Origin of the sequence: Streptomyces abyssomicinicus (assembly GCF_008974245.1) — a bacterium.
GTDB classification, from domain to species: domain Bacteria; phylum Actinomycetota; class Actinomycetes; order Streptomycetales; family Streptomycetaceae; genus Streptomyces; species Streptomyces abyssomicinicus.
Map to the genome: position 1 here is coordinate 178,210 of NZ_BBZI01000010.1, position 22,653 is coordinate 200,862.

The following is a 22,653-nucleotide window of genomic DNA, read 5'->3' on the forward strand; positions in this document are numbered from 1 at the left end:
GACCGGCCCTAAGCTCGTCGAATGGCCAAGTACTACGACGTTCACCCCGACAATCCCCAGCCGCGCACGATCGCCCAGGTGGCGCAGAGCCTCCGGGAGGACGCGCTGATCGTCTACCCCACCGACTCCTGCTTCGCGCTGGGATGCCGGACGGGCAGCAAGGACGGCGTCGACCGGATCCGGGCGATCCGCCAGCTGGACGACCGGCATCACTTCACGCTGGTCTGCCGCGACTTCGCGCAGCTCGGCCAGTACGCGCAGATCGACAACGACGTGTTCCGGACGGTGAAGGCGACGACACCGGGCCAGTACACCTTCATCCTCCCGGCCACCCGCGAGGTGCCCAGGAAGCTGGCCCACCCCAAGAAGCGGACCGTGGGCGTGCGGATCCCCGAACACCCGGTGGTCCGGGCGCTGCTGGAGGAGCTGGGCGAACCGCTGCTCTCCAGCACGCTGCTCCTGCCGGGGGACGAGGAGCCGATGACCATCGGCTGGGAGATCAAGGAGCGGCTCGACCACGTGGTCGACGCGGTCCTGGACTCCGGCGAGTGCGGGACGACGCCGACCACGGTGGTCGACTTCTCGGAGGGAGTGCCCGAGATCGTCCGCCGGGGCGCGGGCGACCCGACGCCGTTCGAGTAGGAGGGGGCCCGGCCGACCGCCGGGCTCCGGCGTGCCGCCTCCTTCGCAGGCGGCACGCCGGCGGCGCGAGACCTCTCACCACACGCCCGGCCGGCTCCCCGTCAGCGGTTCGGAGGCGCGGCCGTCGACGCCCACCGGGACCTCCCCGGCCAGCATCACCCGGTGCATGATCCGCGGCGCGCCCGACACCGTGTGGTCGCTCGGCGCGAGGTGGATCGTCGAGCGGTTGTCCCAGAAGGCCACGCTGCCCGGCTCCCAGCGGAACCGGACCGTGTACTCGGGGCGGACGGCCTGCTCCAGCAGCATCTCCAGGACGCGGGTGCTCTCCGCCCGGGACAGCTCCTGGATCCGCTCCAGGTAGTAGCCGTTGACGAACAGCGACCGCTCGCCGGACTCCGGATGGACCCGGACCAGCGGGTGCACCGTCGCCACCTGGCGGCCGAGAAGATGGCGGACGTAGGCGTCCTCACCGGGGCGGGGCTGGTAGCCCACGCCGAGCCGGTGCTCGGCGCGCAGCCCGTCGGCGAACGCCCGCACCGGCGCCGACAGGCCGGCGTAGGCGGCCGCCAGGTTCGACCAGGTGGTGTCACCGCCGTACGGGGGCACCTCCTCCGCCCGCAGGATCGTCGCGGCGGGCGGGTCGACGCGGGCCCCGTGGTCGCAGTGCCAGCCGCGGAGCAGGCTGTGACGGCGCCGCTCCAGCCACTCCTCGTGGTCCATGCCGAACCGGCCGCCCAGCTCCAGGCGGTCGGCGGTGGTCTCCACCTCCGGGAACCCGGACGGGGACGCCCCGCCGCGGCGGGGCAGCACCACCGGCTCGCCGAAACGCCGGGCGAGCGCGACGTGGGCGGCGTGATCGAGGCGCTGGCCGCGGAAGAACAGCACCTTCCAGCGCAGCAGCGCCGCGCGGATCGCGGTCACCGCGGCCTGCGGCAGATCGCCGGCGAGGTCGACGCCGCCGACCTCGGCGCCGATGTGACCGGCGACCGGGGTGATCTCCAGGGTCTGCCGGGGGCCGGCTGCCGTACGTGTCGTCACCATGCCCTCAGCCTCGGCCGTGGGGGAAAGCGGGCGCAAGAGGGCCTCGGGGCCAGGGCGTCCCCAGCCCGCCCGCCCCCTCGCCGCCTTGCCCTCTCGGCCCGGAGGAGCCGAAGAGCGGGTGGTACGACGGGTGATCGGACCTTCCGTCGTGCCGCCAGGTGCCGCCCCGGCAGCGTACGGTGCTGCCGAACGGCCGACGAAGGGTGAGGGTGTGGACGACGACGTCTTCGGCTCCGTCGTCGCGCTGGCGCGTGAGCTGGTCCGCACGCCCAGCAGGGGCGGGATCGACGACTACGGGCCGGTGCTCGGCGTCCTGGAACGGTGGCTGACGGGGCGTGGACTTCCCCACCGCCGGCTGCGGGGTCCCGACGGGACCACGGCCGGGCTGCTGGTGGAGATCGCCGGTGGCCGGCCGGGGCAGTGGTGGACGCTCGACGCCTGCGCGGACACCGCGCCCTTCGGGGACGAGAGCGCCTGGTCGTTCCCGCCCACCGCCGGGGACGTGGTGGACGGGTGGCTGCGGGGGCGCGGGGCGGCGGACTCCAAGACGGCGGCGGCGATGTTCTGCCACCTGGCCGCCGAGATCGCCCCGCGCGCCGACGAGTCGGCCGGAGGCCTGGCGGTCCTGCTCGACGTGGACGAACACACCGGGCGCTTCGGCGGCGCGCGGGCCTACCTCGCGGACCCGCGGGCCCGGCGGCCGGCGGGCGTCATGATCGGGTACCCGGGGATCGGTGACGTGGTGGTCGGCGGGCGGGGGTTGTGGCGCTGCGTGCTCACCGTGCACGCCCCGTCCGGACATTCGGGCGCGCGGCGGGAGGTGGTGGGCGCGGTCTCCCGGGCGGCACGACTGGTGCGGATGCTCGACGCGGCCGAACTGCCCCGCGACTCCTTCCCGTTGCCGCCACGGCTGACGGTCACCGCGATCGGCGGCGGCGAGGGCTTCTCCGTCGTGCCGGACCGGTGCGACGTCAACGTCGATGTGCGCACCACGGTGGAGTTCGGGCCGCGGGCCGCCGAGCGACTGGTGCGGGCGGTCGTCGCCGCGTTCGACGCCGAGGGGTTCGGGACCGGGGCGTTCGACGCCGAGGGGCTTGAGGCCGGGGCCCCGCGCCCGCGGCCCACCGACGTGGCACCGGTGGCCTCCTGGCCCGCCTACCGGCTGGCCGGGGACCGGCAGCCGGCCGCCGCCCTGCTGCAGGCCGCCGCCGAGGCCGGACTGGAGGTCGGGGCGAAGGTCGCGGGGCCCTCCAACATCGGCAACCTGCTGGCCGGGGAGGGAGTGCCGGCCACAGCCGGCTTCGGCCTCCCCCACCAGGGGCTGCACGGAACCGACGAGCGGGTCCACCTGGCCGAACTGCCCCGCGTGTACGGGGTGTACCGGCGCGCCGTCGGCCTGCTCCTGGGCGGGTCATGAGCTTCGCCGACGACTATCCACGGCTGACGGCCCTGCGGATCGCCTCACTCGTCCGGGCCGGGGAGGTGCGCGCCGCGGAGGTCGTGGAGGCGGCGCTCGCCCGGATCGAGCGGGAGGAACCACGCACCAGGGCCTTCACGGAGGTGTGGCCCGGGCTCGCCGCCGGGACCGCGGCCGAGGTGGACCGCAGACTCGCGGCGGGCGAGGCGCTGCCCCTGGCCGGGGTGCCGATCGGGGTGAAGGCCACCGAGGGGACGACGTCCTTCCAGACCCTCCGCCTGCTCGCCGCGGGCTGCGTGCCGGTCGGCGCCACGGCCACCCCGGGACCGGGCACGGCCTGGCAGACCTGGGGCGCCACACCGCACGGTCCCACCCTGAACCCGCACGACGCCGGACGCAGCCCCGGCGGCTCCTCCGCCGGGTCCGCGGCGGCCGTCGCCCGGGGCATGGTTCCGCTCGCCACCGGCAGCGACGGCGCCGGATCGGTCCGCATCCCCGCCGCCTGGTGCTCCGTGGTGGGGCTCAAACCCACCAACGGCCGGCTGCCCGCCCGGGACCGGGCGGGGCTCAACACCCCCGGCCCGCTGACACGTTGCGTGGCGGACGCCGCCGCCGCGCTGGACGTCCTCACGGGCACCACGACGGCGGCGCAAGCGGGCACACCCCGGGCTCCGCGGACCGTGCTGTGGTCGGCCACCCTCGGCCTCGCGGACACCGACCCCGCCGTGGCCGCCACCGCCCGGACGGCACTCGCGCGCCTCGCCGCGGCCGAAGCGGTGCGGGTGCGCGAGGACGCGGTGCGCCTGCCGGCCCCCGCGCCCTGCTGGAGCGCGCTGCGCGGCGGGGACACGGCGAGGGCCGAGCCGCTCCGCCGCGCGCTGACCCGCGCCGTGGACGCCCTCTTCGCCGGGCACGACCTGCTGGCCACACCCACCACCCCGAACCCGCCCCACGGGCACCAAGGTCCCGGCGAGGTGATGAGCGTCGCCCTGACCTGGGCGTTCAACATCACCGGCCATCCCGCCCTCAGCGTGCCGGCGGGGCTGACGGCGGCCGGCGATCCCGTGGGCCTCCAGCTGGTGGCCCGTCACGGCCGGGAGGTGGACCTGCTGTCCGTCGCCGCGGCGGCCCGGCCCGTCCGGGAGACGGCGGGCGTGACGGTGTGAAGAATGGGGCCCATGCTGAAGATCGGATCGCTCGTGCTGGGCGTCGACGACATGGAACGGGCCCTGCACTTCTGGACGGAGGCGCTGGGCTACGTGCCACGGGAGGAACCCGAGGACCGCTGGGCGGTGCTGGTGCCCGCCGAGGGCGCCGCCGCGCCCCAGCTCGCGCTGATGCTCAGCGGGACGCCTGTCCAGCGGCACCCCCGGGTCCACCTCGACCTCTACGCCGACGACGCCGCGGACCAGGCCGCCCAGATCGAGCGGCTGCTGGCCCTCGGCGCCCGGCGGACCGACTGGGACCTCTACCCCGAGGACGCCGACTTCGTGGTGCTGGAGGACCCGGACGGCAACAGGTTCTGCGTCATCGACACGTCATGGGGCGCCTGAGCGAACACACCTCGCCCCCGTCCAGCTCCAGCCGCGTGCCGGTGAACCGCTCCCGCATCCGCCGGTCGTGGGTCACCAGGACGACCGCTCCGGCGTAGTCCGCCAGAGCGGTCTCCAACTCCTCGACCAGGGCGGGGGAGAGGTGGTTGGTGGGCTCGTCCAGCAGCAGCAGGTCGAACGGTTCCACGACCAGCCGGGCCAGCTCGATCCGCCGCCGCTGCCCGTAGGACAGTTCCCCCACGCGCAGCCGCAGCGAGGCGGGCTCGAAGAGACCGAGCGACAGCAGCCGGTCGGCGTGCTCGTCCCGGGCGCCCTGCCGTCCGTCCGCGAAAGCCTCCAGGACGGTGGCGGAGCGGGGCCACGGAGTCTCCTCCTGCCGCAGGTGTCCGACCCTCCCGGGCGTCAGCACGGTGCCCGAGTCCGGCGTCAGCTCACCGGCGAGCACCCGCAGCAGGGTGCTCTTGCCCGCGCCGTTGGGCCCGGTGACCAGCAGCCGTTCACCCGGATCGAGCCGCAGCTCCGGGACGCGCAGGCGCGAGCCCACCGCCACCTCGGACAGTTCGGCGGCAGGCCGGGAACCTGCCTCCGCTCCGGCCGCCGTGACGAGGGCCGCACGGAAGGACAACGGGTCCGGGGGCGGCGCCACGGGCGAGGCGGTGAGCCGCTCCATCCGTTCCTTGGCGTTCCGGATCCGGCCCATCGCCCCGTGGGAGCGGCCCCGGGCGCGGAAGGCGGCCGCGCCGAAGATGGCCTTCTCCATCCGCCTGGGGATCGCCTCCAGCCGCGCCGCGCCCGCCTCGGCCAGCCGCCGCGAACGGGCCAGTTCCTCCCGCCACTCGTCGTGGCGCTGCCGCCGCCGCCGGCGCTCGGCCGCCTTGGCGGTCAGGTAACCGGCGTACCCGTGGCCGTGGCGGGTGACCCGGCCCTCCTCCACCTCCAGCACGGTCGAGGTCAGGCGTTCCAGGAAGACCCGGTCATGGGTGACCGCCACCACCGTGCCGCGATGGCGGCGCAGCCGCTCCTCCAGGCGGGCCACCGCCCGGTCGTCCAGGTCGTTGGTCGGCTCGTCGAGCAGCAGCAGCTCCGGCTGCGACGCCAGCGTCGCGGCCAGCGCCAGCCGCGACCGCTCGCCGCCGGACAGGGTGTCCAGCGGACGCGACCGGTCCAGTCCGGGCAGCCCGAGGTCGCTCAGCGCCATGTCCACCCGCACGTCGGCGCCGTAGCCCTCGCGCGCCTCGTACCGGGCCCGGAGCGCGGCGTAGGAGGCCAGCGCCGTGTCCAGGCCGGGGCCGGGTGAAAGTTCGGTCAGTGCGTTCTCCTTCTGCCGCAACAGGGCTTCCATGGACCGGAGTTCACCGAGCGCAAGGTCGACCGCGTCCTGGACGGTCGCCCCGGGCGGCAGCGCGAGGTGCTGCGGGAGGTACCCGACGCCGCCCGGGGCGACGACCGTGACCTCCCCGGAGACCGGGCGCTCCACCCCCGCCAGCAGGCGCAGCAGGGTGGACTTGCCGGCGCCGTTGTCGCCGACGACACCGGCCTTCTCGCCGGGGGCGAGGGAGAGCGAGACCTGTTCGAACACGGTGCGGTCGTCGTACCGCTGGGAGACACCGTGCAGGGAAAGCTGGGATGTGACTGACGCGCGCATGAGCAGCCCCTCGCCTCTCGGCATGCCGAGACGGGAAGTACGGAAAGTGGAGGCGGGCAGCACCGGTCAACGGCGGAGCCGTGCTCGACGCCGGAGCGGTGCGGGGGCTGTCACAGAGATCCCATGGGCGAGAAGGTACCCGGGTCCGGCAGGGCGTGCCATCGTTTTTCCGGCCGGGAGGCCCGGGAGGCCCGGGAGGCCCGGGAGGCCCGGGAGGCCCGGCAGGTCCGGCAGGCGCGGCGGGTCCGGCCGCCCGTCAGCCCAGGAGCCGGGCCAGGTGGTACTCCAGCACCGCACGGGCGTCGGCGAGGCGGCGGCGGCCGTGCAGCACGTCCATGCCGAGGCCGGTGGCGCCGGCCACCAGCAGATCGGCCTCGTGGGCCGGGTCCACGCCGGGCGCCAGGTGGCCGACGGACCGTGCCGCCTCCAGGAGGGACGCGACCAGTTCCTCCAACGGGTGCTGGTCCGGCAGGAAGACCGCGGCGAGGGCGGCATCGGTGAGGCTGCGCGCGTAATAGGCGTTCAACACCCGCAGCGACAGGACGCGTTGGCCGTCCACGGGAAGGAACTCGTGCAGCACGGCGGTCAGCAGGGACCGGGGATCCGTGGTGTCCGCCGGAATCCGCCGCCTGGCCTGCCGTTCGTTCTCCGCGTGCAGCCTGCGCAGCGCGTCCAGCAGCAGGTCCTGCTTGGAGGCGTACTGGTACTGCACCATCCGCAGCGACATCCCCGCCGTGCCGGCGATCCTGCGCATGGTCGCCGCCTCCAGCCCGTGCTCCGCCGCGATGCGCCACACCGCCTCGGCGACGCGCCGCCGCTTGGCGGACCGGTCGCCGGTCTCCCCCGCGGCCGCGGCCGCGGCCGGGGCCTGGGCCGCCTCCGCCGCCGTCCTGCGCCGCCGGTAGGCCCGCGCCTGACAACTGCGCGAGCAGTACAGCGGGGGCCGTCCGCGCCCGGTCGCCGCCACCGGTGCGCCGCACACCCGGCAGGAGCGCTGGATTTCGTCACGCACGCGGGCACTCTCCGGAGGCGGAAATGTGTGAGGAAAGGACTGTTCGACCGGGAGGGCGACGCGGTCCCATGGATACGTCCGTAACGCACGCGACGTATCAAGAGACCACCCGACCCGTAGGAGAAGCGGTCCGTGAAGTACGACCTTCTGCAAGTCGCCGGCATGATCCTGCTCGCCGTCGCCGGCCAGGGGCTGGTCCGGCTGCTGCTGGATCACCAGGACCTCGGCCTGCTGCGCAACCTCCCCGGTGGCTTCGCCGCCACGCTCACCGTCCACGCCGTGGTCACGGTGGCCGGAGCGCTCCTGGCCGGCTGGTCCCACGGACGCGCCAAGGCTCTCGGGCGCCGCCGCTGAGCCCCTGCCACCCGCGGGAGGAGGGGCGCGGGAGACCGGGTTCCTCACTCGTCGGGGGTGAAGACGCAGAACTCGTTGCCCTCCGGGTCGGCGAGGACGTGCCAGTGGACGTCCTCGTCCGGACGGCGCAGCAGCGTCGCGCCGAGGGCGATCAGGCGCACCGGGTCGCCGGAGACGTCGAGGTGCATGCGGTTCTTCACCGTCTTCGGCTCCGGGACCAGGTTGACCCAGATCAGCGGACCCGCACCGGCCGGGTCGACGATCGGGACCGGCCACTGCGGCTCGGGCTCCGCACCGTCCGGCGACTCGCGCCGGACGTAGCCGAGCGCCGCGCACCACCAGTCGGCGAGCGCCTGATGGTCCACGGCGTCCAGGCAGAGGTCCTTGAAACGGGCGGGGGCGTTCCGGACAGCGGTCATGCACACATCCAAGCAGGCCGGACGGCCCGGAGGGCTCACACCGTGGCGTCGAGGTCCCCGGCGTAGAACTCGATCGCCCGCCGGTACGCCCGCACGCCGGGGTCGTCACTGGTGGCGGCGAGGAGCCGGAGCAGCAGGGCCGTCGCCTCGTGGTGCTCCCCGGTGTTGTGGAGAGCCATGGCGAGGAACGCCCGCAGGCCGCCGTCGTCCGGGAACTCCTCGACCCCCGCGCGCAGGGTGCGGACGGCGTCGGCGTAGCGCCCCAGCACCCGGTAGGTGCTGCCCAGTCCGAGCAGCGCGCCGCGCCGGTCCTCCTCCGGGAGGCCGGGGAGGGCGACGGCCCGCTCGTAGAACGGCACGGCCTCCGCCTCCAGCCCGAGGACGTCGTGCGCCCAGGCGGTCTGGTAGGCGATCCGGGCGTCTCCCGGGAACTCGGCGGCCAGGGACAGCAGCAGCCGCCTGGCCCGCTCCGGCTCGCCCGCCTCCCGGAGCCGGACCGCCTCCGCGAGCCGCCCGTCGCCGGACGGCGTCGCGCCGGACGGTGCCGTGCCGGACGGCGTCGCGCCGGCCGTCACCGCCTTCCGCATGGCGACGCGTGGCCACGCGTCGAGGCCGTGCGCGGCCTCCTGGCGCCGGACCTCCCGCAGTCCCGGGCCCCAGGCCGCCGCGGGCAGCGGGACGAAACCGACGCGGGACCAGTAGGGCGCGTTCCAGGGCACCTCGGCGAACGTGGTGAGGGTCAGGGCCGGCACGCCCTCGGCCGCGGCGTGCCGTTCCAGGTGGTCGACGAGGGCGCGGCCGACACCGCGGCGCGCCTGGCCGGGGTGGACGGTCACCTGCTCGACGTGGAGGGCGTCGTCCACCGGTTCGGCCACCAGGTAGCCGACCGGCGTGTCCGCCGCGTCCACGGCCACCCAGGCGAGCCCGGCCTTCCGGTACCGCTCGAGCCGGTCGAGGGACAGCGGTTCGTCGTCGGCCACGGCCCGCATGCCGATCCCGGCGAACAGGCGGCCCGCGGCGCGCTCGATCTCCTGGAGCAGGGGCAGCTCGTGCGGATGTACGGATCGGATCGTCACGCCCCGGATTGTCGCCGACGAACGGTGCGGAGCCCAGCGGATTCCGGGCGCCGGTGATTCGGCCGATGCGGACCAGGAGTCGTCCGGTCATGCTGCGGAGCAAGGACGGGCGTCGGCGGGGGCGGCCGCCCGCCTCCCGATCCGCCCCGTGGGACGGGGGCCGAGGCTCACCTCCGCCCCACGGGGCTCCACCGCACCTCGGACCCCGCCGCGCCCCCGGCTACGCTGCCGCCATGGACCGGAGGGAGCGCGCCGTGGGCGCCGTGCTGGGGGCGGCGGTGGGGGACGCGTTGGGCGCCCGTTCGAGTTCGGACCGCCGGGGGCCTTCAGCGCCCGGTTCTCCGGGCCCGGCGTCGGCGGGGAGATGTGCGGCGGAGGCGGCTGGGACCCGGGCGAGGCCACCGACGACACGCAGATGGCCGTCCTGATCGGCCAGTCCCTGCTCGAACGCGGCGCACTCGACCTGCCGGACGTCTTCGGCCGCTTCCAGCGCTGGGCACGCGCCGACCCCAAGGACATCGGCCTGCAGACCGAGGACGTGCTCACCAACGGCCTGCCCTGGGACCAGGCCGCCGCCTTCCACTTCCAGGTCAACATCCGTGCCGCCGGGAACGGTGCACTGATGCGTGCCTCCGTGCCCGCCGTCGCCTTCGCCGCCCGGGGACGCCGGGCCACCATGGACGCCGCCCGCCGGATCGCCGCCCTCACGCACGGCGACCGCGCCGCCTGGGAGGGCACCGCCATCCTCCACGAGCTGGTGCGGGTGGCGCTCGAGGGCGACGACCCGCTCGACGCCGTCGACGGCGTTCTCGCCGAGGTGCCCCCACCCCACCGCGAGCGGTACGCCACCGTCCTCGCACCGGACTGGCACCCCGACCTGGCCACCGAGTTCAACGGTGCCGTCTGGCCCTGCCTCGGCTCCGCCGTGTGGGCGCTGCGCACCACCTCGGGCTACGAGGAAGCGGTACGGGCCGCCGTCGACCTGGGCGGCGACACGGAGACCGTCGCGGCGGTCACCGGAACGCTCGCCGGCGCGCGCCACGGCGCCGCCGCCGTCCCGGCCCGCTGGACCGAGCCGCTGCACGTGCCGTTGCCCGGTTCCGGCGGACGGGTGCTGCGGTCCGCCGAACTGACGGCCCTGGCCGAGGAACTGGCCGCCCGCGGAACGGCGTGACGGCGGCGCGGTGCCGCTAGGGCCCGGCGGGGCCGTCGGCGAGTTCCCGGACGATGTCCAGGTGCCCCGCGTGCCGGGCGTACTCCTGGAGCACGTGGAAGGCGATCCAGGACAGGGTCGGCGCGGGCGCCGTGGTGAACCGGCCGCCGACCGCCCCGCGGGCGTCCAGGGGATGTGCGGCCAGGATCGTGCGGGTGCGGTCCCCGCCGGCGTGCAGCCGCGCGATCAGGCCGTCGGCCGTGACGCCCTCCGGCACCGCCCAGCGACCGCCCTTCACGCCGCCCTCGTGGTCGCCCCAGGGCTCCTCGACGGGTTCGCCGAGAAACCCCCAGACGAACCAGCGCCGCTCCATGTGGACCAGATGCGAGAGCAGTTCCAGCGGTGACCAGCCGGAGGGCACCAGCGAGGTCCGCAGCCGCGCCTCGGTCAGACCCCCGGTCGTCCGCGCCACGGTGGCGCGGTAGTGGTCGAGGTACGCGACGAACTGCGCGGACGGGTCGGGCGTGTCGAGCCGGGGCTCGGTGTCGGAGTCGGGCACGCCGACACGCTACGGCAACGGCGCCACGCCGCCCCGGGCGGGCGTCCTCCGGCGGCCGCGCTTGACCTCAACCTCGCTCGAGGTCGCACGCTCGTCGCATGAACACCGACACCGCACAGGCGCACCCGCGCGGCCACGCCGAGCTGCCCCGGCTGATGGGCCTGATGACCGGCGACGAGAAGCACGGCCCCGCCGCCACCTCCACCCTCGACGTCCTGTGGGTCCTGTACGACCGGGTCCTGCGGATCTCGCCCGAACGGGCGGACGACCCGGAGCGGGACCGGTTCCTGCTGTCCAAGGGCCACGGCCCGATGGCCTACTACGCGGTCCTCGCCGCCAAGGGCTTCCTCCCCGCCGACCTGCTGCCCGGCTTCGGCTCGTGGGACTCGCCGCTCGGCCACCACCCCGACCGCACCCTGCTGCCGGGCGTCGAGATCGGCAGCGGATCGCTCGGACACGGCCTGCCGATCGCCGTCGGCGAGGCTCTCGGTCTGCGCGCCCAGGGCCGCACGGAACCCGCCGTCTGGGTACTGGCCGGCGACGCCGAACTCGACGAGGGGAGCAACCACGAGGCCCTCGACCTCGCGGGCCACGCGGCACTGGACCGGCTGCACCTCGTCGTGGTGGACAACGCCTCGGCGACCCACGCCCGCCCCGGCGGCCTCGCGGCACGCCTCGACGCGGCGGGCTGGTCCGTCCTCACGGTGGACGGCCACGACCACGAGGCGCTGCACGCCGCCTTCACCCACCCCCACCCCGGACGCCCGCACGCCGTCGTGGCGCGGACCCGGGCCAAGAACGCCTGAGTGACGAGACGCGGAGAGACAGGAACGGGAGAACCCTGATGGACACCATGCGCGACCGCTTCGCCCCGGTGATGACCAGGCTGCTCGACGAGGACCCGCGGGTCGCCGTCGTCCTCGCCGAGATCGGCCGGGACGGCTTCGCCGAGGCGGCCCGCCGCCACCCCGACCGGGTGGTCAACGTGGGCATCCGCGAGCAGCTGCTGATCGGCGCGGGAGCGGGTCTGGCCCTCACCGGCATGCGGCCCGTCCTGCACACCTTCGGCAGCTTCCTGGTGGAGCGCCCCTTCGAGCAGATCAAGCTGGACCTGGGCCACCAGGACGCCGGCGCCGTCCTGGTGAGCGGCCTGGGCTCGTACGACTGGCCCGCCGGCGGGTTCACCCACATGGCGCCCGGCGACGTGGCGCTCCTCGACACCCTCGACGGCTGGACCGTGCACGTCCCCGGGCACCCCGACGAGGCCGAGACGCTGCTGCGGCACGCGGTCGGGGCGGGCGACGACAAGGTGTACGTCCGGCTCTCCGCCCAGACCAACACCGAGGCCCGCCCGGTGGAGGGCCCGGGCTTCCGCACCGTCCGCCGCGGCGGCCCGGGTGTGGTCGTCGCCGTCGGACCGATGCTCACCCCGGTGCTCGACGCCACCGCGCAACTGGACGTCACCGTCCTGTACGCCACCACCGTGCGCCCCTTCGACGGCGAGGCACTGCGCCGGGCGGCCGGCGTGGCGGGCACCGACGTCGTCCTGGTCGAGCCCTACCTGGCCGGAACCTCCACGGCCGCCGCCAACGACGCCCTCGCCGGCGTCCCCCACCGGGTCCTCGGCCTCGGCGTCGCCCGTCGCGAACTGCGGCGCTACGGCACGATGGCGGAGCACATCGCCGCCCACGGACTCGACCCGCGCGGGCTGCGCGAGCGCATCACCCGGTTCCTCGGCGGGACCGGCACGGCCGAGGGCTGACGACGGCGCCCGGCCCCCGGCCCCGGTCTCCGGCCCCACCCCCGGTCTCCGGTCCGCGGCCGCGGCCCGGTGCCGACGTCCCGCCGAGCGCGCCGAACGCCGTGCATCGCGCGCCGGGCGCCCGGCGTCCCGCGCCCGGAGCCCGGCGCACGCGGCGTGTCAGCCGGCGGCGCCCAGCGCCGCCAGCAACTCCCGCTCGCGGGCCGCGCCGAGGCCTGCCCGCCGGGGGCGGTCCAGGCCCGCCCCGCGTTCCCAGGCGAGGGTGTCGGCCAGGGTCCCGGCGTAGGGCCGGTGGCGCAGTCCGGCCGCGCGGGCCGCCGAGCCGGTCCGCGCCATCCAGCCCTCCCAGCCCTCCTCGACCAGCCACAGCGGCAGCGAGTCCTCGCCCGCCCACTCGGCGACGCCCTGCTCCACAAGCCACTTCGACGGGGCGGTCACCACCGGCCCGGTATGGCCGCCCGCCCGCCGTGACAGGTCGATCCACTCGGCGAACGGGATCACCGGGCCCACCGTGTCGAACACCCCCGTGACGGCCCGCCCCGCGCACTCCACCAGCCAGGCCGCCAGATCCCGCACGTCGACGACCTGCACCGGGGCCCCGGGGACGTCCGGCACCAGCAGCGGCTCGCGCGGGGCCCGGGCGGCGCGTGCCACCCAGTAGCCGGCGCGGTCGCTGGGGTCGCCGGGGCCGCCGATCAGCCCCGCCCGCGCCACCAGCAGGCGGTCCCCGACGGCCTCCCGGCAGGCCGCCTCGGAGGCCGCCTTGGCCTCGCCGTACAGCTCACGGCCAACCTCGTCCAGCTCGGTGGGCGCCAGCAGTGCGGCCGACTCGTCCGCCCCCGGCGTCGCGTGCGAGGCGTACACGTTGCCCGACGAGACGTAACTCCAGTGGCGGGCGCGCCCGCCCAGCGCCGTCAGGGCCCCGCGCACGAAGCCGGGCTGCCAGGACACCTCGAACACCGCGTCCCACTCCCGGTCGAGCAGCGCGTCGTAGGCCGACGCCTCCCGCCGGTCGGCGGCCACCAGCCGTGCGCCCCCGGCGACCTCGCCGCTCTCGCCGCGGGCCAGGCAGGTCACCCGGTGGCCCCGTTCCAGGGCCCGCCGCGAGATCTCGCGGCCCAGCCACGCCGTACCGCCCAGAACCAGAATCTCCATGCCGCCGAGCCAACCAGCAAGCCGGCGGCGTGTCCCGGGAATCTGCCCAGGGCAGAGGGCGCCGGCGGCGCGGTCAGCCCGGCGACGTCCAGGTGGTGGCCTGGCGCACCAGACGCCGGACCGGACGGCGCAGCTGGGAGGGCAGACGCCGTACCAGCGCGCCCCCGCCGCGGCGGACCAGCGGATGGGTCGCCGCCTGCCACATCACCCTGCGGTGGGCCCCCGGTCCAGGCGGCCGGCCGACCAGCAGCCGGAGCTGCCCGCCGGGCCCCGTCCAGGCGGTGGTCGCGGCACGCGACGGGGAGCCCACGAGCGCCGGGGGCAGGGCCGGTGCGAAGCCGTCGGAGGCGGCGAACCGGGGTCGCCGTCCGACGCCCAGCAACTGCCCGTAGGCCCACACCTCGTAGGTCCCGTCCCGCAGGCAGGGCTCGGTGGACAGCGTCCGCGGGTCGACGGCGGTCTCCCCGGACACGAGCACCCGGTGCCGTCCGCCGCCGAGCGGCTCGGTGCGCGGGGCCATGTCGGCGTCGGGGAACCACCACTGGTCCCGGCCGGTGTCGTGCACCAGCAGCTCGCCGCGCGCGTAGGCCAGCGGGTGGGGGACCTCCCAGCCCTCGGCCCCCTCGATGCCGTCGAGCAGCACCGGGTCCAGCAGCAGCCGTCCGTGCCGCTCCACCAGGGTCAGCGGTCCGCCGTCCGGACGCACCATGCCGATGGTGGCGGAGATCAGCAGCCGGCCGTCCCGCCACCGCATGCCGTCCACCGTGACCTGCGGCCTCACCGCCCGCACCCGGCGGGCGAGTTCGACCAGCGATTCCAGCCGGCCGTCCTCCAGGAGTGTCGCCCGGAGCCGGGTGAGGGCCGGCAGGCCCTCGCGCACGCCCGGCGGGTAGCACTCGACGGCCATCTTGCGTACCACCTCGAAGTGACGCTCCAGATCCGCCCCGGTGCGCTGGAGGACCCGGGGCTCGGTCACCGGCCTGAGCAGTTCCACGCGGTAGGAGCGGCGCAGCAGGAAGTCCTGGAGCGGTCCCGGCTCGGTGCCCTCCCTGACGGCCTCGACCACCGACCGGAGATGGCCGTAGTACGCCTCCGGTGTGGTCGCGCCCCCGCTGTTGTTGCCGCCGTCCTCGCGCCGGTTCCACACGTAGCAGGGATGCGAGCCGAGGATGGAGACCGTTTTCGCCCGGACGTAGGCGCGCGCCATGAACAGCTGGTCCTCCAGACGGACCCGGCCCTCGGGGAACTCGATGCCGTGTTCCAGCAGGAAGGCGCGCCGGAACATCTTGTGCGGCGTCAGGCTCTCCATCAGCGGTGTGTCCTCGACGGAGCAGCGTTCGACGTCGCGCTTGTAGAGGCTGTGCGGACCCTGCATGGTGCCGACGGTCCGGCCCATCACGATGTCCGAGCCGTTGCGGACGGCCATGCGGTACAGCCGGTCCAGCGCGCCGGGCGTCAGCTCGTCGTCCTGGTCGACGAACTGGACGTACTCACCGCGCGCCGCGCGCACGCCGACGTTGCGCGGCTTGCCGGGCCAGCCGGAGTTCTCCTGGTGGATCACCCTGACGTGGGCGTACTTGGAGGCCAGCCGCTCCAGCCGCTCGGCCGACCCGTCGGTCGACCCGTCGTTCACGTAGACGACCTCGTACGCCTGCGGACCGAGGCTCTGGTGGAGGAGGCTGGGTGCGGAGCGTTCGAGGTACGGCCCCGCGTTGTAGACGGGGACCACGACGCTGACCTTGATCATGTGATGTACATCCGGGGTGCTGGGAGCCTTGGGCGGCGTCATCGTAGGGCCCTTCCGGGCGAGATGCCCGCTTCCTCCGGTGCGTCCGGGCGTGTCGGATGTGGTCCGGATCGTCCTCGGGCCGCCCTCGGGTGTCCTCGGTGGCCGCCGATTTCCGTTTGCCCGGGAGCGCCGGCCCGCCTACGGTGCGCGCCATGATCTACGAGGACGTTCCCGCCGCTCTGCTCGCCTACCGCAGCGTCAACGAGGAGGTGTTCCGCTGCTACGAACAGGGGCGCCTGGAGGACGGCATCCGTCTCCTGACCGCCCCGCGCCCCGAACTGCTGCCCTGGCGTGCGGAACTGGCCTACCTGCTCGCCTGCCTCCAGGGCGCCGCCGGGCGCCCCGGCGAGGCGCTCGGGACGCTGCGCGCAGCCCTCGCGGAGGGAGGCTGGTGGGATCCGGCGGTGCTGGAGGGGGAGGAGGACCTCGCGGAGGCGCACGGGCTTCCCGGATTCCCCCCGCTGCTCGAGGAGTCGGCGCGGCGCTGGGAGGACGGGCGGCGGACGACCCGTGAACACGACCTCCTGGTGCGGCCGTCGGTGCTGCCCGCGCGCGGTGTGCTGCTGGCGCTGCACGGGGCGGAGGAGTCGGAGCGGGACGCGGTGCGCGCGTGGCAGCCGGCGCTCCGGGCCGGGTTCGCGGTGCTCGCGGTGCGGTCGTCCTGGCGCACCTCGCCCCGGTACCGCACCTGGCCCCGCGGTGCGCACGCGTCGCAGGCCCTGGACGAGGTCGACGCCGCGGTGGCCGCGCACGCCGCCGAGACGGAGGGGCTTCCGCTGTACCTCGCCGGATTCTCGGCCGGCGGGCGGGTCGCCCTGCGGTGGGCCCTCTCCCGCGAGCCGGGCACGGTCGCGGGCGTCGTCGCGGTGGCCCCCGCGGTCTCCGTGGAGGAACTGCCGGAGATCTGGGACGTCCCGGCCCCGGTGCACCTGGTCGTCGGGACCGACGACGACCTCCTGGACGACGTGCGCGCGCTGGCCGGCCACCTCCAGGGCTGCCGGCTGGACGAGGTCGAGGGAGCGGGCCACGAGGTTCCCGCCGAGGCGGTCCGCCGCGTTCTCGACGGCTGGACGGACGCGACGGCAGCCGGTCCGGAGCGGGCGGCCGCGGCCCGCCCCTGACATCCCCTTGACCTCAAGCCGGCTCGAGGTCGCACGCTCTTCCTGCCGTCCGGGCCCCGCTCGCCCGGCGCCCGCCCACCGCCCCGCGCACAGACCGGCGCGGGGCCGCAGGAAGGACACGCACATGCCCGAGACACCGGTCCTCGACTCCGTCATGCACCACGAGGAGACGGGCGGCGGCGGCACGCCGTTCGTCTTCCTGCACGGCAACCCCGGCTCCTCGCACCTGTGGCGGAACGTCCTGCCGCGGACGGGCGACGGCAGGGCCCTGGCCCCCGACCTCATCGGCATGGGCCGCTCGGGCAAGCCCCGCATCGCCTACCGGTTCGACGACCACGCCCGCTACCTCGACGCCTGGTTCGACGCGCTGGGGCTGGACCGGGTGGTCCTGATCGGTCACGACTGGGGTGGCGCGCTCGCCTTCGACATGGCGGCCCGACGGCCGGAGCGCGTCGCCGGGATCGCCTTCCTGGAGACCTTCGTCAAGCCCCTCGCCCCCGAGGACCTGTCCCCGCAGGCGCGACGCCGCTCGGAGACGATCCGCACCCCCGGGCCGGGCGAGGAGATGGTCCTCGCGAAGGACCTCTTCGTCCGGTCGGCCTTCACCGGCGGCGTCCTCACGCCCGTCGCGGACGAGGACATGGAGGTCTACCTGGCGCCCTTCCCGACACCGGAGAGCCGGCGGCCGGTGCTGGCCTGGGCGCGTCAGGTGCCGTTGGGAGGCGAGCCGGCCGACCTGGTCGCCCGGATCGAGTCCTACGGCGCCTGGCTCGCGAAGAGCGCCGGAGTACCCAAACTGCTGATGACCTTCGAAGGATCGCCCACGCTGCTCATCGACTCCGCCATGGCCGCATGGTGCGCCGACAACATCGCGGACCTGGAGATCACGGCGTGCGGGCCCGCGGGCCACCACGCCCCCGAGGACCGCCCCGCCGAGGTGGCCGCCGCGCTGTCGGCCTGGGCCGGCCGGCACGGCCTCCGCGGCTGAGACGCGTACGACGGCCGGACGCGGACGGGCGTCCGGCCGCGCGGCGGGTCATCCGGCCACGGCCTCCGCGAAGGCGCCGGGCGCGTCGAACATGACGTTGTGCCCGGCCCCGGGCACCGTGACCACGCGCACCCCCGCCGCCTCCAGGGCGGCCCGGCCCTCGAGTTCGCCGCTGAGCGCGCCCTGGAGGTACACCCGGCCGACGGTCAGCCCCTCCAGCATCCGGCGCATCGTCGGACGCGATCCGCGCACCAGGCCCACCGCCGACCGGTGCAGCGCGCGCGGGTCCGCCAGCCGCATGGTCGCCGCCCACGTCGGGCCCACCCGCTCCAGCGTTCGCCGGTAGCCCTCGGTGACGAATTCCTCCTCGCCGTAGGAGGCGATCGAACTGCTGCCCGCCGTCGCCGGCGGGTGCGGGTCGAGGTTCGCCTCGGTGAGGACCAGCCGGGCCACCAGCTCCGGCCGCCGGTGGGCCAGCACGATCGCCACCGAACCGCCCATGCTGTGCGCGACCAGCTCCGCCCCGCGCACGCCGGCCGCGTCCAGCGCGGTCGCCAGGGCGTCCGCGTGGTCCTCCAGCGTGTAGCCGAAGTCCGCGGGCCGGTCGCTGATCCCGTGACCGGGCAGATCGACGAAGAGACTGCGCCGCCCGGCCAGTTCGCCGCGGGCCGCGACATGCGCGTGGTACACGGCCGACGCGGCGCCCAGCCCGTGGACGTACACCCGGGCCGGCTCCACGCCGGGCGTCTCCGTCCACCGGATCCGGCTGCCCCGGCCGTCGAAGTCCGTCTGGCGCATCGCCGTCACCCCTTCCGCGGCGTGCCCCCGCGGACCGCCGTCGACATCCTGACGCGGTGAGGATACCTCGATGTCGAGGTACTACGTTCACGATGTAGGCGAGAATGCCTTCATGCTCGAACTGGCCATCCTCGGATTCCTCCGCGACTCCCCGCTGCACGGTTACGGCCTGCGCAAGCGCCTGACCGCCCTGATCGGCCACGTGCGGCCGGTCCCCGAGAGCACGCTCTACCCGGCCCTCAAGCGGATGGAGAAGGCGGGGCTGCTGGTGCGGGCCACCGAACCGGGGGCAGCGGCGGCCCCGCGGCACGTCCTGACGCTCACCGGGGAAGGGGAGCGGGAACTGCGCCGCAGGCTCGCCACGCCCGAGCGGCTGGACGTCACCGACGAGAACCGCTGGTTCACCCTGCTCGCCTTCCTCCGCCACCTGGAGGAACCGGCCGCGCAGGCCGCCGTGCTGCGGCAGCGGCTGACGTTCCTGGAGGAACCCTCCAGCTTCTTCCTCGACGGCGACCGGCCGCTGCGCGCCGAGGAACTGGACGACCCGTTCCGCCGCGGCGTCCTCACCGTCGCACGGGCCACCGGACGCGCCGAGACGGCGTGGCTGCGGGAGACCGTCGCCGCGCTGGAGGCCGGGGGAGCGCGTCCGGGACGTGACGCCCCGCCCGGTGACGCACCGCCCGGTGACACCCGGGACGTGATCCCCGGGACGTGACGCCCGGGACGGCAGGGCCCGCCCAGGAGGCGCGGACCGTGTCGTGGGGGCCTACTCCGGTGCGGAGGGCGGGCTCCCCGGGGCGGCGGGGCCGAAGCGGCGCCGGTACTCGGACGGGGAGAGGCCGGTCTCGCGCCGCATCAGCGCGCGCAGATGGGTGGCGGTCCCCAGGCCGCTGCGCCGGGCCACCACCTCCAGTCGTGACTCGCCCCGCTCCAGCAGGCGGCACGCCAGGGCCAGCCGCTGCCGGGTGAGCCAGGCGAGCGGGGTGGTGCCGAGCTGCGCGCGGAAGCGGCGGTGCAGGGTGGCCGTGCTCACCGCGGCCCTCGCCGCGAGGTCCGCGACGCCCAGCGGCGCTTCCAGCCGTTCCTCGGCCCACACGAGCAGCGGGCCGAGCGACTCGTCCGGGATCGCGGGCATGGGGCGCCGGACGAACTGCCGCTGCCCGCCCGCGCGGTGGGCCGCGAAGACCAGCCTCCGGCTGACCGCGTCGGCCACCTCCGCGCCGTGGTCCCGGCGGACGATGTGCAGCCCCAGGTCCAGCGCGGCGGCACTGCCGGCGGCGGTGAGGATCTGACCGTCGTCGACGAAGAGCACGTCCTCCTGCAGCCGCACCGCGGGGAAACGCTCCCGGAACCGGTCGGCCCACTGCCAGTGCGCGGTGGCCCGCCGCCCGTCCAGCACCCCGGCCTCGGCCAGGGTGAACGCCCCGCTGCAGAAACCCACCAGCCGCGCCCCGCGCGCGTGCGCCCGCCGGACCGAGTCCAGCACCTCGGGACGGCGCGGCACCTCCACGTCGGGCCGGTTGGGGACGATCAGGGTGTCCGCGGACTCGGCGGCCTCCAGCCCCGCCACCTTGGCCAGGGTGAAGAACCCGTCCCGCATCAGGGTCTCCGGCCCCGGGGAGCAGAGCCCGAAGTCGTAGAGCTCGCGCCCCAGTTCCGGCCTGCGTAGGCCGAACACCTCGGTGGCGCAGCCCAGTTCGAAGGGATTGGAGTTCTCGTCGACGATCACCACGACCCGGTGCGAGGATCCTTGCGGCATGTGCGCATTCTGGCACTCACGCCGTGCCGCGGCGGGCGGACAGCATGACCGTCATGACCAACGACACATCGCACCGCCCCGTACCCGTCGACCTCTCCCGCGCCCTGGCCTCCTTCGACTCCCTGTGGAGCCCCCGCATCGTCACCCGCGTCAACGACTACGACGTGCGCGTCGCCAAGGTCCGCGGCGACCACGTCTGGCACGTCCACGAGGACACCGACGAGTTCTTCCTGGTCCTCGACGGCGAACTCTTCATCGCCCTGCGCGAACCGGACGGAGAGCGCACCGTCCGGCTGCCCCGGGGAACCGTGTTCACCGTCCCGCGCGGCGTCGAGCACCGGCCGTCCGCGCCCGACGGCGCCCGGCTGCTGCTCCTCGAGCCGTCGGGGACGTCGACCGTCGGCGACCGGCACGAGGAGATTCCCGCACACGTGGACGCGACGACCGGACACCCCCTCGCACTCTGAGGCTGCCGCGCGAGCCGCCGGGTCAGTCGGCGGCCGGCCCGTCGGGGAGCTCGATCCGCAGGGTGAGCTGTCGGAGCAGCGCCGCCAGACAGGCACGGTCCTCCGCGCGCAGGGAGTCGAACATCCGGCTCTCCGCCCGGCCGCGCAGGACCGTCGCCCGGCGCCAGATTTGCTCGCCGGCCTCGGTGATCACGACGTCCACCCGTCGGCGGTCGCCGGTGGCCGGGGTGCGCCGGACCCACCCGGCCCTCTCCAGCGCGTCGAGGCGACCCGTCATGCCGGCGCCGCTGACCCCCAGGTCGGCGGCGAGCGCGGAGGGCGTGGCCCGGCCGGGGGTGTCCCGGATCATCAGCAGGTGCAGCGTCTCGTAGGCGCAGTTCTGCAGGCCGACCTCGTCGAGGGCGTGGCGCACGGACTGCCGGAGGTGGCGGAGGACGCGTTCGAGCCGGACCGTGATCGCCTCCACCTCGTCGTCAAGGGGGAGGCATGCCGCGTGGTCCCGCCGCCGGGAGAGGTGCCGGTCGGCCCAGTCGCCGAGGTGGTCGTCGCTTTCCGTCTCCGCCGTGGCCATGGCGCGATCCTAGGCGCAGGTCCTCGGTTGGCCTGATAGTTGATTGACCAATAATTAGCTGGCGAACTAGCTTCCCGGCGTGAACAGCAGACAAGTCCTTCGGCACCGCGACTTCCGGCTCCTGGTGACCGGAGCCTCGGTGAGCTCCCTCGGCAACGCCATCACCCCCGTGGCGCTCGCCTTCGCCGTGCTCGACCTCGGTGGCTCGCTGACCGACCTCGGCCTGGTGGAGGCCGTCTTCGCGATATGCCAGGTCGTCACCATGCTCGCCGGCGGAGTCCTGGGTGACCGGTTCTCGCGCAAGCTGATGATGGAGGGCTCCTCCGCGGTCAGCGCCGTGGTGATGGCGCTCATGGCGACCGCGGTGGTGCTCGACGCGGCCACGATATGGCTGATCGCGGTGCTCGGCGGCATCGGGGGAGTGGTCACGGCCCTCAGCCGGCCCTCCTCCAAGGCGATGACCCGCGTGGTCGTCCCGGAGTCCGACCTCTCCGACGCGGTGGCGCTGCGCTCCCTGCTGGACAGTGTGTGCCGGACCCTCGGCTACGCGGTCGCGGGCCTCCTGGTCGCCGCGGTGGGCCCGGGATGGGCCGTCGCGGTCGACGCCGGGACCTTCGCCGTGGCGGCCGTCGCCTTCGGCCGCATGGGCGTGGCCGACGCCCGCGCGCCGCGCACGACGTCGCCCCTGACGGACCTCGGCGAAGGGTTCCGGGAGGTCGCGCGACGCACCTGGCTGTGGCTGCTGATCCTCCAGGCGCTGCTCTACCACCTCTTCTACGGGGGAGCGCAGGCCGTGCTCGGCCCGGTCGTCGTGGGGGAGGAGCTCGGGCGTTCCGCCTGGGGCTTCGCCCTCTCCGCCCTGATGGCGGGCTTCGTCGTCGGCGGCCTGCTCGCCCTGCGGGTCAGGCCCCGGCGGCCGCTGGGCCAGGGCGTCGTGCTGCTGGCCCTCACCGGGATCTTCCCCCTCGCCATGGCGCTGTCGGACACCCTGTGGCCGGTGATGCTGGGGGCCTTCGTGCACGGCGTCGGCCTGCAGATGTTCAGCGTGTACTGGGACCAGGCCATCCAGAGCCAGGTGCCGGACGACAAGCTGGCGCGGGTGTACGCCTTCGACTCGGTCGGCTCGTTCGTGGCCCGGCCCCTCGGCCTCGCCCTGACCGGTCCGGTCGCCGCGGCGGTGGGGGTCGACACCTGGCTGCTGGTGGTCGCCGCCGTGATCTCCGGCTCCTCGCTGGCGGTCCTGTCCTTCCGCGAGGTGCGGGCGCTCGAGCGGGTGGAAGCGGTACGGGTGGGCTGACGCGACCGGTGGGGAGGCCGCGCGCACGCCGCACGCCGCACGCATGCCGCGGCCTCCCGTCCGGTCGCCGGACCG

23 protein-coding genes and 2 pseudogenes are annotated in these 22,653 nt (G+C 75.2%); 13 read left to right on the forward strand and 12 right to left on the reverse strand.

What is annotated here, in order from left to right:
* Window positions 1-21: 21 nt before the first annotated feature.
* Window positions 22-642, forward strand: coding sequence for an L-threonylcarbamoyladenylate synthase (locus GBN72_RS23940; RefSeq protein WP_151773961.1), 621 nt, complete (start codon window positions 22-24; stop codon window positions 640-642).
* Between the two features lie 75 nt (window positions 643-717).
* Here the strand turns inward: GBN72_RS23940 and GBN72_RS23945 are convergent, their stop codons facing one another.
* Window positions 718-1,683, reverse strand: a complete 966-nt coding sequence (locus GBN72_RS23945; RefSeq protein ID WP_151773962.1) for a TauD/TfdA dioxygenase family protein — start codon at window positions 1,681-1,683, stop codon at window positions 718-720.
* Between the two features lie 211 nt (window positions 1,684-1,894).
* Here GBN72_RS23945 and GBN72_RS23950 point away from each other — a divergent pair, with 211 nt between their 5' ends.
* Genes GBN72_RS23950 through GBN72_RS23960 form a run of 3 tightly spaced genes read left to right on the forward strand, consistent with a single transcriptional unit; the run spans window position 1,895 to window position 4,653 of the window.
* Window positions 1,895-3,100 (forward strand): M20 family metallopeptidase, encoded by a 1,206-nt coding sequence (locus tag GBN72_RS23950; protein ID WP_246212820.1) that lies wholly within the window; start codon window positions 1,895-1,897, stop codon window positions 3,098-3,100.
* A complete protein-coding gene (locus GBN72_RS23955; RefSeq protein WP_151773964.1) occupies window positions 3,097-4,266 on the forward strand; it encodes an amidase family protein in 1,170 nt (389 codons plus the stop codon). Before GBN72_RS23950 ends, GBN72_RS23955 begins: the two co-directional genes overlap by 4 nt.
* A gap of 12 nt (window positions 4,267-4,278) precedes the next feature.
* Window positions 4,279-4,653, forward strand: a complete 375-nt coding sequence (locus GBN72_RS23960; protein ID WP_151773965.1) for a VOC family protein — start codon at window positions 4,279-4,281, stop codon at window positions 4,651-4,653.
* On the opposite strand, the gene GBN72_RS23965 is transcribed toward GBN72_RS23960, so the two are convergent.
* Window positions 4,628-6,298, reverse strand: coding sequence for a TlrC/CarA/OleB/SrmB family ABC-F type ribosomal protection protein (locus GBN72_RS23965; protein ID WP_151773966.1), 1,671 nt, complete (start codon window positions 6,296-6,298; stop codon window positions 4,628-4,630). The genes GBN72_RS23960 and GBN72_RS23965 overlap by 26 nt on opposite strands.
* Before the next feature lie 256 nt (window positions 6,299-6,554).
* Window positions 6,555-7,310 (reverse strand): TetR/AcrR family transcriptional regulator, encoded by a 756-nt coding sequence (locus tag GBN72_RS23970; protein WP_246212822.1) that lies wholly within the window; start codon window positions 7,308-7,310, stop codon window positions 6,555-6,557.
* Window positions 7,311-7,442: 132 nt separating this feature from the next.
* On the opposite strand from GBN72_RS23970, the gene GBN72_RS23975 reads away from it, so the two are divergent.
* Window positions 7,443-7,664, forward strand: coding sequence for a hypothetical protein (locus GBN72_RS23975; RefSeq protein ID WP_151773967.1), 222 nt, complete (start codon window positions 7,443-7,445; stop codon window positions 7,662-7,664).
* A gap of 44 nt (window positions 7,665-7,708) precedes the next feature.
* Here the strand turns inward: GBN72_RS23975 and GBN72_RS23980 are convergent, their stop codons facing one another.
* The 3 genes and pseudogenes from GBN72_RS23980 to GBN72_RS36085 form a co-directional block, all read right to left on the reverse strand.
* Window positions 7,709-8,083 (reverse strand): VOC family protein, encoded by a 375-nt coding sequence (locus GBN72_RS23980; protein ID WP_151773968.1) that lies wholly within the window; start codon window positions 8,081-8,083, stop codon window positions 7,709-7,711.
* Between the two features lie 35 nt (window positions 8,084-8,118).
* Window positions 8,119-8,670, reverse strand: coding sequence for a tetratricopeptide repeat protein (locus tag GBN72_RS34655; protein WP_151774190.1), 552 nt, complete (start codon window positions 8,668-8,670; stop codon window positions 8,119-8,121).
* A 99-nt stretch (window positions 8,671-8,769) separates the two neighbouring features.
* Window positions 8,770-9,072 (reverse strand): annotated as a pseudogene (locus tag GBN72_RS36085) (GNAT family N-acetyltransferase); the annotation flags it as partial.
* 320 nt (window positions 9,073-9,392) lie between these two features.
* On the opposite strand from GBN72_RS36085, the pseudogene GBN72_RS23990 reads away from it, so the two are divergent.
* Window positions 9,393-10,333, forward strand: a pseudogene (locus GBN72_RS23990) (ADP-ribosylglycohydrolase family protein).
* Between the two features lie 16 nt (window positions 10,334-10,349).
* On the opposite strand, the gene GBN72_RS23995 reads toward GBN72_RS23990, so the two are convergent.
* On the reverse strand, window positions 10,350-10,871 hold the full coding sequence (locus GBN72_RS23995; RefSeq protein ID WP_151773969.1) for a DinB family protein: 522 nt from the start codon (window positions 10,869-10,871) through the stop codon (window positions 10,350-10,352).
* 98 nt (window positions 10,872-10,969) lie between these two features.
* Between GBN72_RS23995 and GBN72_RS24000 the strand changes: the two genes are divergently transcribed.
* Together GBN72_RS24000 and GBN72_RS24005 are read left to right on the forward strand one after the other, a co-directional pair.
* Window positions 10,970-11,677 carry a thiamine pyrophosphate-binding protein gene (locus GBN72_RS24000; protein WP_151773970.1) on the forward strand — a complete coding sequence of 236 codons (708 nt, stop codon included), beginning with the start codon at window positions 10,970-10,972 and terminating at the stop codon, window positions 11,675-11,677.
* A 38-nt stretch (window positions 11,678-11,715) separates the two neighbouring features.
* Window positions 11,716-12,633, forward strand: coding sequence for a transketolase family protein (locus tag GBN72_RS24005; RefSeq protein ID WP_151773971.1), 918 nt, complete (start codon window positions 11,716-11,718; stop codon window positions 12,631-12,633).
* A gap of 159 nt (window positions 12,634-12,792) precedes the next feature.
* Here the strand turns inward: GBN72_RS24005 and GBN72_RS24010 are convergent, their stop codons facing one another.
* Window positions 12,793-13,788: an NAD-dependent epimerase/dehydratase family protein gene (locus GBN72_RS24010; protein ID WP_151773972.1), complete on the reverse strand. Its 996-nt coding sequence runs from the start codon at window positions 13,786-13,788 to the stop codon at window positions 12,793-12,795.
* Window positions 13,789-13,861: 73 nt separating this feature from the next.
* Window positions 13,862-15,535, reverse strand: coding sequence for a glycosyltransferase (locus GBN72_RS24015; RefSeq protein WP_151773973.1), 1,674 nt, complete (start codon window positions 15,533-15,535; stop codon window positions 13,862-13,864).
* Window positions 15,536-15,729: 194 nt separating this feature from the next.
* Between GBN72_RS24015 and GBN72_RS24020 the strand changes: the two genes are divergently transcribed.
* On the forward strand, window positions 15,730-16,698 hold the full coding sequence (locus GBN72_RS24020) for a serine aminopeptidase domain-containing protein (protein WP_164540842.1): 969 nt from the start codon (window positions 15,730-15,732) through the stop codon (window positions 16,696-16,698).
* A gap of 124 nt (window positions 16,699-16,822) precedes the next feature.
* The gene (locus tag GBN72_RS24025) at window positions 16,823-17,686 is read left to right on the forward strand and encodes a haloalkane dehalogenase (protein ID WP_151773975.1); all 864 of its coding nucleotides are present in this window, start codon (window positions 16,823-16,825) and stop codon (window positions 17,684-17,686) included.
* A 48-nt stretch (window positions 17,687-17,734) separates the two neighbouring features.
* On the opposite strand, the gene GBN72_RS24030 is transcribed toward GBN72_RS24025, so the two are convergent.
* On the reverse strand, window positions 17,735-18,484 hold the full coding sequence (locus GBN72_RS24030; RefSeq protein WP_151773976.1) for an alpha/beta fold hydrolase: 750 nt from the start codon (window positions 18,482-18,484) through the stop codon (window positions 17,735-17,737).
* A 112-nt stretch (window positions 18,485-18,596) separates the two neighbouring features.
* Between GBN72_RS24030 and GBN72_RS24035 the strand changes: the two genes are divergently transcribed.
* A complete protein-coding gene (locus tag GBN72_RS24035) occupies window positions 18,597-19,199 on the forward strand; it encodes a PadR family transcriptional regulator (protein WP_151773977.1) in 603 nt (200 codons plus the stop codon).
* Between the two features lie 51 nt (window positions 19,200-19,250).
* Here the strand turns inward: GBN72_RS24035 and GBN72_RS24040 are convergent, their stop codons facing one another.
* Window positions 19,251-20,243 carry a GlxA family transcriptional regulator gene (locus GBN72_RS24040; protein ID WP_151773978.1) on the reverse strand — a complete coding sequence of 331 codons (993 nt, stop codon included), beginning with the start codon at window positions 20,241-20,243 and terminating at the stop codon, window positions 19,251-19,253.
* 53 nt (window positions 20,244-20,296) lie between these two features.
* Between GBN72_RS24040 and GBN72_RS24045 the strand changes: the two genes are divergently transcribed.
* Window positions 20,297-20,710, forward strand: coding sequence for a cupin domain-containing protein (locus GBN72_RS24045; protein WP_151773979.1), 414 nt, complete (start codon window positions 20,297-20,299; stop codon window positions 20,708-20,710).
* Between the two features lie 22 nt (window positions 20,711-20,732).
* Here the strand turns inward: GBN72_RS24045 and GBN72_RS24050 are convergent, their stop codons facing one another.
* Complete coding sequence (locus tag GBN72_RS24050) at window positions 20,733-21,281, reverse strand: MarR family winged helix-turn-helix transcriptional regulator (RefSeq protein WP_151773980.1); 549 nt, start codon at window positions 21,279-21,281, stop codon at window positions 20,733-20,735.
* Window positions 21,282-21,360: 79 nt separating this feature from the next.
* Between GBN72_RS24050 and GBN72_RS24055 the strand changes: the two genes are divergently transcribed.
* A complete protein-coding gene (locus GBN72_RS24055; protein ID WP_151773981.1) occupies window positions 21,361-22,578 on the forward strand; it encodes an MFS transporter in 1,218 nt (405 codons plus the stop codon).
* Window positions 22,579-22,653 lie beyond the last annotated feature (75 nt).